Source organism: Winogradskyella ouciana, assembly GCF_965284585.1.
Classification (GTDB): domain Bacteria; phylum Bacteroidota; class Bacteroidia; order Flavobacteriales; family Flavobacteriaceae; genus Winogradskyella; species Winogradskyella ouciana.
The window spans coordinates 2,399,205-2,412,477 of the sequence record NZ_OZ260095.1; the positions used below are offsets into that span (position 1 = coordinate 2,399,205).

At 34.6% G+C, this 13,273-nt stretch carries 11 protein-coding genes; 2 read left to right on the top strand and 9 right to left on the bottom strand.

The features are described 5' to 3' along the window. Positions 1 to 34 precede the first annotated feature (34 nt). The 9 genes from ACQ65V_RS10675 to ACQ65V_RS10715 form a co-directional block, all read right to left on the bottom strand. Positions 35 to 2,254, bottom strand: coding sequence for an NADP-dependent isocitrate dehydrogenase (locus tag ACQ65V_RS10675; protein ID WP_430467874.1), 2,220 nt, complete (start codon positions 2,252 to 2,254; stop codon positions 35 to 37). 873 nt (positions 2,255 to 3,127) lie between these two features. Further along, the gene (gene rplS / locus ACQ65V_RS10680; RefSeq protein ID WP_155087154.1) at positions 3,128 to 3,478 is read right to left on the bottom strand and encodes a 50S ribosomal protein L19; all 351 of its coding nucleotides are present in this window, start codon (positions 3,476 to 3,478) and stop codon (positions 3,128 to 3,130) included. 232 nt (positions 3,479 to 3,710) lie between these two features. Next, positions 3,711 to 4,388 carry a tRNA (guanosine(37)-N1)-methyltransferase TrmD gene (trmD, locus tag ACQ65V_RS10685; protein WP_430467875.1) on the bottom strand — a complete coding sequence of 226 codons (678 nt, stop codon included), beginning with the start codon at positions 4,386 to 4,388 and terminating at the stop codon, positions 3,711 to 3,713. A gap of 72 nt (positions 4,389 to 4,460) precedes the next feature. Next, positions 4,461 to 6,452: a T9SS type A sorting domain-containing protein gene (locus ACQ65V_RS10690; protein WP_430467876.1), complete on the bottom strand. Its 1,992-nt coding sequence runs from the start codon at positions 6,450 to 6,452 to the stop codon at positions 4,461 to 4,463. 188 nt (positions 6,453 to 6,640) lie between these two features. Next, positions 6,641 to 7,267 (bottom strand): tRNA (guanine-N1)-methyltransferase, encoded by a 627-nt coding sequence (locus ACQ65V_RS10695; RefSeq protein WP_430467877.1) that lies wholly within the window; start codon positions 7,265 to 7,267, stop codon positions 6,641 to 6,643. Positions 7,268 to 7,400: 133 nt separating this feature from the next. Beyond that, positions 7,401 to 8,144: an LVIVD repeat-containing protein gene (locus ACQ65V_RS10700; RefSeq protein ID WP_430467878.1), complete on the bottom strand. Its 744-nt coding sequence runs from the start codon at positions 8,142 to 8,144 to the stop codon at positions 7,401 to 7,403. A gap of 5 nt (positions 8,145 to 8,149) precedes the next feature. After that, the gene (locus tag ACQ65V_RS10705) at positions 8,150 to 8,668 is read right to left on the bottom strand and encodes a hypothetical protein (RefSeq protein ID WP_430467879.1); all 519 of its coding nucleotides are present in this window, start codon (positions 8,666 to 8,668) and stop codon (positions 8,150 to 8,152) included. Positions 8,669 to 8,820: 152 nt separating this feature from the next. Beyond that, positions 8,821 to 10,269 carry a glyceraldehyde-3-phosphate dehydrogenase gene (locus ACQ65V_RS10710; RefSeq protein ID WP_412561177.1) on the bottom strand — a complete coding sequence of 483 codons (1,449 nt, stop codon included), beginning with the start codon at positions 10,267 to 10,269 and terminating at the stop codon, positions 8,821 to 8,823. Between the two features lie 139 nt (positions 10,270 to 10,408). Then, positions 10,409 to 11,821, bottom strand: coding sequence for a S1C family serine protease (locus ACQ65V_RS10715; RefSeq protein WP_430467880.1), 1,413 nt, complete (start codon positions 11,819 to 11,821; stop codon positions 10,409 to 10,411). A gap of 152 nt (positions 11,822 to 11,973) precedes the next feature. Between ACQ65V_RS10715 and dapF the strand changes: the two genes are divergently transcribed. Further along, the gene (dapF, locus tag ACQ65V_RS10720; protein WP_430467881.1) at positions 11,974 to 12,753 is read left to right on the top strand and encodes a diaminopimelate epimerase; all 780 of its coding nucleotides are present in this window, start codon (positions 11,974 to 11,976) and stop codon (positions 12,751 to 12,753) included. Continuing rightward, positions 12,747 to 13,271 carry a GNAT family N-acetyltransferase gene (locus tag ACQ65V_RS10725; RefSeq protein ID WP_273292610.1) on the top strand — a complete coding sequence of 175 codons (525 nt, stop codon included), beginning with the start codon at positions 12,747 to 12,749 and terminating at the stop codon, positions 13,269 to 13,271. The genes dapF and ACQ65V_RS10725 overlap by 7 nt, the downstream gene beginning before the upstream one ends. The last annotated feature ends 2 nt before the right edge of the window (positions 13,272 to 13,273 follow it).

Consider the following 13,273-nt stretch of genomic DNA (forward strand, 5'->3'; position numbering starts at 1 on the left):
AAAAAGCTTCATTTTGAATGAAGCTTTTTTAACTTTAGTTTATAATAGAATTTAATGTATTGCTTGGTCGCATGGCATTACTTACTAATACCTCATTAGGGTAGTAGTAGCCATCAATATCTACGGACACGCCTTGTATAGTGATTAATTCATCTAAAATTTTGGCTTCGTGTGCTTGTAAATCCCTAAATACCTTAGTGAACTCATGTTTTAGGTCTAAATCTTTATCTTGGTTTGCTAACGCTTCCGCCCAGTACATTGCCAGATAAAAATGACTACCTCTATTATCTAGTTCGTTTACTTTTCGAGATGGACCTTTTTTATTTTGAAGTAGTTTTTCGGTAGCATCATCTAGGGCTTCACCAAGAATTCTTGCTTTTTCGTTATTGTTAACTTCAGCATAATGGTCTAGTGAAACTGCCAAAGCTAAAAACTCGCCTAATGAGTCCCAACGCAAATGGTTTTCTTCTACAAACTGCTGAACGTGCTTAGGTGCAGATCCACCAGCACCAGTTTCAAATAGTCCACCACCATTCATTAATGGTACAATGGAAAGCATTTTGGCACTGGTACCCAATTCTAAAATTGGAAATAAATCCGTAAGGTAGTCTCTCAATACGTTTCCTGTTACTGAAATTGTGTCTTTTCCGGCTTTTACACGTTCTAAGGTAAATTCAGTAGCCTCGATAGGAGATAAAATTCTAATATCTAGATTACTAATATCGTGGTTAGGTAAATACTGATTTACTTTTTTAATCAATTCAGCATCATGAGCTCTGTTTTTATCCAACCAGAAAACAGCAGGTGTTTTAGAAGCTCTAGCACGTGTAACAGCTAATTTTACCCAGTCTTGTACAGGTGCATCCTTTACTTGGCACATTCTCCAGATATCTCCAGTTTCAACAGCATGACTTGTTAAAACATTTCCATCTGCATCAATCATTTCAACATTTCCGTTAGAAGCAATTTCAAAAGTTTTATCGTGCGACCCATATTCTTCAGCTTTTTGAGCCATAAGACCAACATTTGGTACTGTACCCATTGTAGTCGGATCAAAAGCACCATGCTTTTTGCAAAAATCTATAGTAGCAATGTAAACACCTGCATAACTACTATCTGGGATAATAGCTTTAGTGTCTTGTTGTTTACCTTCTTTGTTCCACATCTGACCAGAAGTACGAATCATCGCTGGCATTGATGCATCTATGATAATGTCACTTGGTACATGAAGGTTGGTGATCCCTTTATCTGAATTTACCATAGCTAAATCTGGTCCATTATCAAAAGCAGCATCAATATCTGCCTCGATTTCTTCACGTTTAGCTTGTGGCAGTTCCTCTAGATTATCCAATAAGTTTCCGAAACCATTATTAACATCAACACCTATATCTTCAAACGTTGCAGCATGTTTTTCAAAAACAGGTTTAAAATATGTTCTCACGGCATGACCAAAGATGATAGGGTCAGAAACCTTCATCATTGTTGCTTTCATGTGTAATGACATTAAAACATCTTGAGACTTAGCATCTTTGATTTCTCTTTCTAAGAAACTTAATAATGCTTTTTTGTTCATTACTGTAGCATCTACAATCTCTTTAGCCTGTAAAGCCAAATTGTCTTTTAATACAGTTTGGTTGCCGCCACTATCTGTGTGAACGATTTTTACAGTAGTAGCATTATCAATAGTTACAGACTTTTCGTTATGAGCAAAATCACCTTCACTCATTGTAGCTACGTGCGTTTTAGAGTCAGAAGACCAAGCTCCCATACTGTGTGGGTTATTCTTGGCATAATTTTTAACAGCTTTTGGTGCACGTCTGTCTGAGTTACCTTCTCTTAAAACCGGATTTACTGCACTACCTTTAACTTTATCATAGCGAGATTTAATCTCTTTCTCAGTATCACTTTTTGGATCTTCAGGATAATCTGGAAGTTTATAGCCCTTAGATTGTAATTCTTCAATGGCATCAGTCAACTGAGGAATAGAAGCACTAATATTGGGTAATTTAATAATATTCGCTTCTGGCTTTTTAGCCAATTCACCTAACTCTTCTAAAGCATTTGGAACTTTTTGTTCATCGGTTAAATAATCTGGAAAAACAGCTAAAATTCTAGCTGCCAAAGAGATGTCTTTGGTTTCTAGAGTTATTCCTGAAGATTTTGTAAAGGATTGAACAATTGGTAAAAAAGAACGAGTTGCTAAAGCTGGTGCTTCGTCTGTTTTTGTATAAACAATCTTTGCTGTTTTGGTCATAGGTCGTTAAAAATAAAATGATTGTGCTGTGCTTAATTTTAAGCTGTGCAAATATACAAAAACAGTAGCGTTTTGTTGGTATGAGATTGATAAGAGCTATCTGAATTTATTGAGGATTTAATAAAAATTGTAATGAAAAATGAAAATCCACACTTAACCCAAATATTTAAGGGGTTATAGCGCTAGTGATTGATTGGACCAATAACAAAGAATGCACTATAAAACAAAAAGCCATATCACTACAGAAAACTGCGCTGACATGGCTTCTCTTTGAAACAGTACTACTACGACTTATTTAGTATTACACTAACTCAGCTGTATGGCTTTCGCCATCATCCTTTTCAGTTCAAGCGTTGCTGTTTCGGTGAAACGTTTCATATCTTTCAAAATGTATTGACTTGATACTACTTTGCTTCTTAAGACTTGTTTTTCTTGATGTTTTCTTTTTTACCATTCACTTGCGTGTTTGTTACGTCTAAAAACATTGCTCATCCTTTTCGCGTTCACTTTCGATTCCGTTACTTCTTCAAAGCTTTCCACTTAAAGTTTATAATCTACAAAATATATTATAATACCTAAGCTTCTTGGCTAGTTACACAGCACTTGCCTACACAAGCAGCTCACTAACCTCAAAAAACAATCTCAATATATAAAGAACGTTACTTTATTACAATTTAACATAAATTCAAAATTTCTTTTAAAACCAAACTGAGTTTGTTGTTAATTGTTTAGCTAAATTATATTTATATTGCGAATGTGCAAATTATTTTAGCAGTTAGATATGCACAACTTATAAACCGAACTTATTAACAAAAGTTAATAACGAAAAAAGCCTTCAATTTTGAAGGCTTTCTCTGTAATATGTGTGTTAGATTATTTTCTAACTTCTTTAATTCTTGCTTTTTTACCAGTAAGACCTCTAAAGTAGAATATACGTGCTCTACGTACTTTACCTCTTTTGTTGACTTCGATTTTCTGTAAAGCTGGCAAGTTAATTGGGAAGATACGCTCTACACCAATTGTTCCTGACATTTTACGGATGGTAAAAGTTTCTGAAGTTCCTGTTCCTTTACGTTGTAATACTACACCTTTAAAGAACTGAGTACGTGTTTTACTTCCTTCTTTAATCTCGTAATACACGGTAATTGTATCACCTGCGCTAAAGTTTGGAATATCTTTTCTGGTTACAAATTCGTCTTGTACAAATTTTACTAAAGAATCCATGTTTTCTCTTTTATAATGGTTGCTTTATACCAACATTCACGATTTTCGCCAGAGGTTAATCTAAAGTGGGTGCAAATATAGTTAAAAAGTACAAAGTAAAAAGTACAAAGTGAAAAGTTTTTTATTGCTGTATAGGTGTTTATTTGTGGAGTCGTTTATTTGTTTATTCGGTGATAGGTTTTGCTCATTAATCATTATTTATCACTTATTATTCATCAATAGTCATTCGTAATTAATCATCCAAAAGGTCTGGTCGTCGTTCTTGGGTTCTTTTATAGGCTTGCTCTTCGCGCCATTTTTCTATTTCTCCAAAATTACCACTGAATAACACTTCCGGAACCTTCATACCTTTATATTCTCTGGGTCTGGTATAGATTGGTGGTGCTAATAAATTATCCTGAAACGAATCGGTCAAGGCAGAGGTCTCATTGCCCAATACACCAGGGATTAACCTTATAACTGCATCACATAAAACGGCAGCTCCCAACTCACCTCCAGACAAAACATAATCGCCAATTGAAATTTCCCTGGTAATAAATTTATCACGTACACGCTCATCCACACCTTTATAATGACCACAAAGAATAATGATATTCTCTTTTAATGATACTTGGTTGGCAATACTTTGGTTTAGACATTCACCATCTGGTGTCATATAGATAATCTCATCATAGTTGCGTTCTTTTTGTAAACCAGAAATACATTTATCGATGGGTTCTATCATCATTACCATACCAGCACCGCCACCAAATTGGTAATCATCAACTGATTTATAGTTGTCGGTTGTATAATCCCTGAGGTTATGAAAGTGAACTTTTACCAAACCACCATCAATAGCACGTTTAAGAATGGATGCCTCAAACGGACTTTTTAAAAGTTCTGGTAAAACAGTGATGATATCTATGCGCATTGTTTAGTTTCTTATCACTTACTATTAAAAGTAACTTTGCTATAAAATCAGTTTAGAACTACTTTAATCTAGTTAAAGTTTAATAAATTTTATTGATTTAATAGATTCAATATTTATGAAATATGTTCCTTTTGCTAAGTTTTGAATATTAATACTTTTTCTATTCCCAATAGTACCGTTCATAATAATTTTTCCGCTTACGTCTACTATACTAAAATCAGATTGTTGCGAAATCCCTTCAATTTGAATGTAATCTGTTGCAGGATTTGGATAAACTTTAATATCTTGATTAAGATCTGCTAAATCAACAATATTCAATTCCTCATCCCTTGCCTGAATGTTATCCACATCTAATACAGCATCAATTGGATCTGCTTCCCAACTTGGTACGTCATTATGAATAATACGTAATTCGGTAATACTATCAAAAGCCGCATTATATGTTAGTCCAGAAGGTGTAACATTTGTTAATGAATTTTCATCAATTGGGAAAATAATAGTTTGCCAACCTTGGCCAGGAACAACTGCAATTGGGTTAGTAGAACTCCATCTCATACTAGAATTATAAGAACCTTCAAAAGCCAATCTCAACAAGATTATATTTGAACCAGAGTTTCTAACGGCCATTGAAATATAAGTAACGCCTGCATTTAAATAATCTCCTTGCCATTGTGCATTATTAAATGTTGCCAATTTAGAATCAGCACCATTACCACCATTGGCCTGGGTTCTTAAAAAATGATCATCGGTTCCGCTTGGGCCACCTGTGATAATGTTTTCATTTGAGACTGAAGACGCATTACCTTTTGTCCAATTTTCTGTAGTAACTCCTTCAAAATCGTCAATTAGATTTAAGGATATTTTAGGTTCGCCAGTGTCAGCAAGTCCCATATCATTGTTTCTTGCTTGAATATTATCAATATCCAATACGGCATTAATGGCATCAGCTTCCCAGCTTGGTGCATCGTTATGAATTATCCGCATTTCTGTAATACTATCAAAAGCAGCCGCGTATGTTAAGCCAGATGGTGTAATATTTGTTAACGAATTTTCATCTATAGGGAATACTATGGTTTGCCAATCTTCACCAGGTACAACGGCAATAGGATTTGTAGAACTCCATCTCATGCTAGAGTTATAAGATCCTTCAAAAGCTAACCTTAAATAAATTAAGTTAGAACCTGAATTTCTCACATCCATTGAAATATAAGTAACTCCTTCACCTAAATAATCGCCTTGCCATTGTGCATTATTAAATGTTGCCAATTTAGAATCAGCACCATTACCACCATTGGCCTGGGTTCTTAAAAAATGATCATCGGTTCCGCTTGGGCCACCTGTGATAATGTTTTCATTTGAGACTGAAGACGCATTACCTTTTGTCCAATTTTCTGTAGTAACTCCTTCAAAATCGTCAATTAGATTTAAGGATATTTTAGGTTCGCCAGTGTCAGCAAGTCCCATATCATTGTCTATAGCTTGTATATTATCAACATCAAATATTGCATCAATAGGGTCAGCTTCCCAACTTGGTTCATCATTATGGAGTATACGTATTTCTGTAATACTATCAAAAGCCGCATTGTATGTTAAACCAGACGGTGTAACATTTGTTAACGAATTTTCATCAATTGGGAATACAATAGTTTGCCAACCTTCACCAGGAATTACCGCAATTGGATTTGTAGAACTCCATCTCATGCTAGAATTATTAGATCCCTCAAAAGATAACCTTAGATAAATTATATTTGACCCTGAATTCCTTACATCCATTGAGATAAAAGTAACTCCAGCATTTAAATAATCGCCTTGCCATTGTGCATTATTAAATGTCACCAATTTAGAATCGGCACCATTACCACCAGTAGACTGTACTCTTAGAAAATTATCATCGGTTCCGCTTGGACCACCTGTAATAATGTTTTGATTTGGTAAAGTAGAAGCATTACCTTTTGTCCAATTCTCGGTTGTAAAATTCTCAAAATCATCAGTTTGATTCAATGTAATTTGAGAGATTGCAAATAATGGTAAAAATAGTAGACTAATTAATGTAGTTTTTTTCATTTTGGTATAGCTTATTAATAATTGATTGATTTTGTTTTTCTAGAGTATAGTAATTCTTAGGTAAACTTAATACTTTATATAACCATTAACAATAAAAAAATCCGCAATTAAAATTACGGATTTAAAATATAGTTTTATTAGTGATTTAATTTCATTTGCATTTAGACTGCGCTCAATGTGACAATATATTATGCCTTATTCTTATTAATCTCATCTTGGAGCTGACGCCTTACTTTTTGCTCGCGCTCTAGGGCATTTCGTCTGTGCTCTTCAAACTCAGTCTCTACTTCCTCGAGTTTATGTTTAGCTTCTCGCGTTGCAGAGTTACTGCCTTTAAACTTATAAATAAAGAATAGTAAGAATGCTGTAAGTGCTGCAATTATCGTCCACATAATAATATTGTAATTGGTTTTGCTGGTCTGCATTCCCAATAATGCCATATTGTTTTTTTCTTCGTTGGTTTGGTCTAAAGTCGTTTGCGTATTACCAAGCTTTGCTTGTAGGTCTTCAATTTCTTTGGCCTGATTAGCAACGGTGTTTTCAGAATTCTCTAATTCTTTATAGGTTGTCTTTAGGGAATCCAATACGTTAGCTTTTAGTTTTAAAAGCCAAGCCTGTTTAACGGCTTCGTAAGGTTGGCCGTTTGTGCCTTTAAAATTTCCAGACTTTCTAAAAACATACTCAAACTGGCTATCTATATTACCGCTGTTTAATGATAGCTGTTCTTCAGCATCATTATTGTTCGTTTGTCCATTTACAGATTGTAGGCTAAATGTAACTATAAGAATTACAGCGACTTTGGTTAAGAATTTCATCTTAAAATAATTTTGGTTGTATAAGATTAATTAAGGTGCCAAGATAATGAATTTATGTGCATATCATAAATAATTACCTAACAAATAGCCTCTCATTTCCGAGAGGCTAATTATATACGAAAGGAATATCTTTTTAGATGTCTATAGTACTTAAATGATTGATATTTGTAATATCACTACTGTCTAAACTGTATTGGTACAATCCGTTTTCTCCTATTAAGACTAAAATACCATTGTTAATGATGACATCAAAACTGTTAACGTCAATAGATGTCACTAGTTCAGATTCTTCTGGGTTTGAAACATCAAACACTTTAACTTCATCATCACATACAAATAAATAATCTCCATAGAGCCCAATACCAATAGGTCGTGTTAAGTTTCTAGAGGACACTAATACTGGATTGGTGATTTCCGTAACATCATAAATTTCTAAGACATTAATATTTACACCACAGCCAATATTAGTGTGTAAAGTAACAAAGGCATGGGTTTCATTAGCAACAACGGGATCGCAAGCTGTAAAATGCTGTACATCTGACATGTAAGTTGGTGTTTCCGGATTGTCAATATTATAAATGTACATACCGTTTCTAGAACCCATATAAAGATAGTTCTTGTAATTAAAAAGTGTTTCTATATTAAACCCAATTGGTACCGTATTAACCTGTACTGGGTTTTCCCTGTCCGTAATACTGAATACATTGAGGTTAGAGTCATCCACGACGTATAAATAGTCCACATAAAGTGCAAATCGAGCCAATGAGCCTCCTTGTCCTGTTTCCGAAAATGTATTAGTGTCGTTAGACGATGTGCTATCTGAGCTACAGCCTAATAAGACCAATACTATAATTATAGTTGTATATATTTTTCTCATGGCTGTTAGTTTATAAGTTCCCAATCTACAATAACTTCATTGTCCTCTATCGGATAATATATAACACCTTCTGGCGACCATATCTGAGGAAATACATTCTCTAAACGCTTTGTTATGGTTAACGTTTCTGTAGCTTCGTCAATTTTAAAAGCTATTAAATCTGTTGCATTATTGGCGTAAAACACATCTTCTTTAATACTTAAATCTGAAGAGCCTAAAACTTTAATGAAACCAATATTTACAGGATTTGTAGGATCGGTATTATTTATTAAATGAAAACCTTGATTAACTTCATTAACAAAAATGAAGTTGTCCTTAATATAGATTTTGCCTGAGTTTTCGATAGTTCTTGGAGTGTTTTCTAGAATAGTTGAAGCTTCAAAGTCAGAGCGCTGCATAATCACTGGTTCATAAGAACCAGTAGGGAAGGGGTCAATATCGTCAGCATCATCACTTCCCCAGCCAATACAGGCCTGAAAAAGTAAAGAGGATGTCACCGTGAGCAACAAAAAGAATTTTTTCATAATTAAATTGAGAGGTTTAGTTTCTTAATAGATGCGAATTGTCCTAAATGGTTGCGTTGAATACCAGGTAAATTTCAAAATTCATCCCGTATAAAACAAAAAAAATCTTGCCGTTAGACAAGATTTTCTTCTTTTTTCTTTTTCACAAAGATCTAATAGTAAGCATAGCGTCTTACTTTAGAAATATATTTCGCAAGTCTAATAACCTGATGACTGTAACCATATTCGTTATCGTACCATATATATAAGATAACGTTTTTACCATCACCTCTTACAATTGTGGCTTTACTATCGTAGATAGATGGTGCAGAACTTCCGACAATGTCACTAGACACAAGCTCGTCGCTCATTTCGTATTTAATTTGTTCTACCAAGTCTCCTTCAAGAGCATATTTTTTCATGATGGTATTCATGCTCTCAACAGAAGTTTCATTTTCTAATTCTAAATTTAGAATTGCCAATGATCCATTTGGTACAGGAACTCTAATGGCGTTAGAGGTTAGTTTACCTTCTAAAGTTGGTAAAGCTTTGCTTACAGCACTTCCAGCTCCGGTTTCGGTAATAACCATGTTTAAACCTGCGGCTCTACCACGTCTGTATTTTTTATGGAAGTTATCCACTAAGTTTTGATCGTTGGTATAAGCATGAATCGTCTCTAAGTGACCAGATTTTACTCCAAATGAATCTTCGACTGCTTTTAAGATTGGAGTAATAGCGTTTGTTGTACAAGATGCGGCAGAAAAGATATCTACTTTATCAGGATTGTGCTCTAGGTGGTTTACACCATGTACAATATTTGGTACTCCTTTTCCTGGTGCTGTTAATAAAACCTTACTAACACCTTTAGCCTTTAGATGTCTACCTAAAGCTGCTTCGTCCCTAAATGCTCCAGTATTATCAATCACTAAAGCTTTATCAATGCCATATTTGGTGTAATCTATATCTTCAGGCGCATTTGCTGAAATAATATTAACCGTAGTTCCGTTAATTATAAGTGCGCTATTTTTTACATCAACACTTACGGTACCAGAGAAATCTCCGTGTACAGAATCGTTTTTTAAAAGTGAAGCACGTTTCTCTAAAACCGTTTGATTGATTTCGCCACGTGTTACAATAGCTCTTAATCGTAATTGATTGCCTTTGCCAGTACGTGTCATTAACTCACGTGCTACCAAGCGACCAATTCTACCAAAACCATAAAGTATAACATCTTTTGGCTCAATGGCTTTTCTTTTCTTTGCCTCTCCCAATTTGGCAGAAACAAATGCTGTGGCATTGTCGTACTTTTGGTCTTCTAAGTGATATTCATATGTTAACTTACCAATATCTAACTTTGCTGGTGGTAAGTTTAATTTTTTGATGGCTTGAGCAATCTCAACAGAATCAAAAATAGAAATTGGCTTCTGAACAAATTCACCTGCATACTCGTGCAAGTTTAAAATTTCGCTCACCTTTCTATCAATTAATTGATTTCTGAATAATACAAGCTCAATGGAATTGTCATACCAAAGGTCGCTTATAGTTTTTATAAACTCAACCGTTGCTCTGCGACGGTCTGCTTGAAACGCTAACTCTTTTTCGTAAGTGTCGTTAAAACCCATTTTGTTTTGGTTTAGTGGTTTTTAAATTTTGCGCAAAAATACATATTTCAAACGTTTTCGTAACGCTTTTTACCGAAAATAAAAAACCCTTTAAAGAATATTTCCTTAAAGGGTTTTTCAGATTTAATTTTTGATTGATTTATCTGAAATTGTAAACTACTTTTTCGCCTTCTTTATTAATGACCTCAATTTGAAGTGGGTCATTAAACTTTCGAGTTCTAAGTGCGTTTTGAGCATCATCCACCGAATATAATTTTTTACCGTTAATTTGGGTGACAATACTGCCTTCTTCAACTCCATTTTTTCTCCAATAGGATTCCAGTTCTGGATAATCTGATAATTTGGTCAGTTTTAATCCGTAGTCTAAGTCATATTTTTTTAATTCTTTTTTCGGAATATTCTTAACTGTACCAATTGTAGGAATTTCTAGAATAGAATTCTTTAATAGTGTTACAGGCACCACTTTTTCATTGTCATCCCTGATTAATGTAACATCAACAATGTCGTTTGGGCTTTTGGTCTTTAAGTAACCAGAGAGGTCAGAGAATTTATTAATTTCCACTCCATCAATCTTTTTTATAATATCCCCAGATTTTAATCCGGCCTTCTCAGCTCCGGTATCTTCTGTAATTTCACTAATATAAAAGCCTTCGGTAATATCGGTTCCTATTTGTTCTGCTGATTTTCCATTTAATGAAAATCCTTGCACGCCAAGAATTCCATTTTGAACATTTCCAAACTCCATGATATCGTTCACAATTTTTCGGGCAATGTTACTAGGCACAGCAAATGAGTAGCCAATGTAAGAACCATCCCTAGAGGAAATAGCTGTATTAATGCCAATTAAATCTCCATTGGTATTAACCAAAGCACCACCAGAGTTTCCTGGATTTACAGCAGCATCAGTCTGTATAAAAGACTGAAGATTTCTACCACTTAAATCTCTAGATTTTGCACTGATTATTCCTGCGGTTACGGTAGAATTTAAGTTAAAAGGATTACCAACAGCCAAGACCCATTCGCCAATTTTTGCATTGTCCGAGTCACCAAATGCCATAAATGGTAAATCTTCATCTGCTTCAATTTTAATAAGCGCAATGTCGGTAGCTTCATCCGTACCGATTAGTTCCGCCATGTAAGACTTGTTGTTGTTTAAAGTAATGCTAATCTCGTTGGCATTCTGTATAACATGATTATTGGTAACAATATATCCTGTAGGTGAAATAATTACTCCACTACCAGTACCTACTTGTGCACGCTGAGAATTACGACCAAAAAATAAATCTTGCATGGTCATTGGTGCAGAGACAATTGCCGTATTTTTAACGTGTACTACTGCATCAATTGACTTTTCTGCAGCTTCGACAAAATTAGGAGCTATGTTAGGTGAGTTATTTAAAGTTGTATTTGTAGGAACATATATTGGTAAATCAGAAACCTGTTCTACGGCCAATTGTTCCTTATCTTCTTGTTCGACAAAAAGTTTGTAACCTCCTAAAGTCAGCAGGCCACCTAATGCCGAAACGAATACTAAAGTTAAAATCTTCTTCATAATTTCATAGGGTTTATGTTTAACTATTTAACGTTTAAAGTTAGATATTTATTGAATTTCATTTTCCATTTTAACGACTATTTAACGCCAACTTTAACGACGTTTTAACACCTTATTTTCCTTGCTATTATTCTTATATTTGTTTCCAGAATATGGCAATAACATTTTACAAATATCAAGGCACCGGAAACGACTTTATCATAGTTGATAATCGTTTACTAGAAATCGACAAAAATAATACCAAACGCATTGCAGAGCTGTGTGACAGACGTTTTGGCATTGGTGCGGATGGGTTCATCCTGCTAGAAAATGACAAAAATTCTGATTTTAAAATGGTATATTATAATTCTGACGGTAATGAGAGCAGTATGTGTGGTAATGGTGGTCGCTGCATGACATCCTTTGCAAAGTTCTTGGGCATCATTGAGGGTAAAGCAGAATTTTACGCTATAGATGGTTTGCATAAAGCAAGCATTGAAGAGGACATTGTACATTTACAAATGCAAGATGTAACCACCGTTGAAGTATATGAAAAACACCTTTTTCTAGATACAGGTTCTCCTCATCATGTAGAAATGGTATCAGATATTGAAAATTTTGATGTGAAGAACTGTGGTTCTACTATTAGATATGGAGAGCCTTATGGTAAAGCTGGAAGTAATGTGAATTTTGTTGAACAAATATCTGATAACAAGTTTGCTGTAAGAACTTACGAGCGTGGCGTAGAGGACGAGACCTTATCTTGTGGAACGGGAGTCACTGCAGTAGCACTAGCTATGCACAAAAAAGGTAAAACAACCAGTAATGAAGTAACCCTAATAACACTAGGAGGCGAACTAAGGGTGAAGTTTGAAAACAATGAAAAAGGGTATAACAACGTTTGGTTGATTGGGCCTGCAACACAAGTTTTTAAGGGGAAGATAGAATGGTAAGATTAAAAGGCGAACATATTTATTTAAGAGCCTTGGAACCAGAGGATTTGGAATTTGTACACAAGGTTGAAAATGATACTGCACTTTGGCATTTAAGCGATACTCAGACACCCTATTCTAGGTTTTTGATTAAGCAATATCTCAAAAATGCCAAGCAAGATATTTATGAAGCCAAACAATTGCGTTTAGCTATATGCACAAATGATGACAATACAATTGGTCTGATAGACGTTTTTGATTTCAACGTTAAAAACAAACGTGCAGGTATAGGAATTTTAATTAAAGATGAGCCTAATAGGAGCAAAGGCTATGGTAAGGAAGCACTGCAAATACTGGTGAATTACTGTTTTGAAGCGCTTCATTTGCATCAGGTGTTTGCAAATATTTCAGAAAACAATGAAGCCAGTTTAAAACTGTTTGAAGGTAGCGGCTTTAAAAAAATAGGATTAAAAAAGGACTGGAACTTTGATGGAAAGCAGTTCTCTAACGTGTATATATTACAAAACATTAAAGAGTAACA

What these genes read in the sequence shown, in the direction of transcription:
- ACQ65V_RS10675 (WP_430467874.1), bottom strand. Translation starts at nt 2,254, where the DNA reads ATGACCAAAACAGCAAAGATTGTTTATACAAAAACAGACGAAGCACCA.
- rplS (WP_155087154.1), bottom strand. Translation starts at nt 3,478, where the DNA reads ATGGATTCTTTAGTAAAATTTGTACAAGACGAATTTGTAACCAGAAAA.
- trmD (WP_430467875.1), bottom strand. Translation starts at nt 4,388, where the DNA reads ATGCGCATAGATATCATCACTGTTTTACCAGAACTTTTAAAAAGTCCG.
- ACQ65V_RS10690 (WP_430467876.1), bottom strand. Translation starts at nt 6,452, where the DNA reads ATGAAAAAAACTACATTAATTAGTCTACTATTTTTACCATTATTTGCA.
- ACQ65V_RS10695 (WP_430467877.1), bottom strand. Translation starts at nt 7,267, where the DNA reads ATGAAATTCTTAACCAAAGTCGCTGTAATTCTTATAGTTACATTTAGC.
- ACQ65V_RS10700 (WP_430467878.1), bottom strand. Translation starts at nt 8,144, where the DNA reads ATGAGAAAAATATATACAACTATAATTATAGTATTGGTCTTATTAGGC.
- ACQ65V_RS10705 (WP_430467879.1), bottom strand. Translation starts at nt 8,668, where the DNA reads ATGAAAAAATTCTTTTTGTTGCTCACGGTGACATCCTCTTTACTTTTT.
- ACQ65V_RS10710 (WP_412561177.1), bottom strand. Translation starts at nt 10,269, where the DNA reads ATGGGTTTTAACGACACTTACGAAAAAGAGTTAGCGTTTCAAGCAGAC.
- ACQ65V_RS10715 (WP_430467880.1), bottom strand. Translation starts at nt 11,821, where the DNA reads ATGAAGAAGATTTTAACTTTAGTATTCGTTTCGGCATTAGGTGGCCTG.
- dapF (WP_430467881.1), top strand. Translation starts at nt 11,974, where the DNA reads ATGGCAATAACATTTTACAAATATCAAGGCACCGGAAACGACTTTATC.
- ACQ65V_RS10725 (WP_273292610.1), top strand. Translation starts at nt 12,747, where the DNA reads ATGGTAAGATTAAAAGGCGAACATATTTATTTAAGAGCCTTGGAACCA.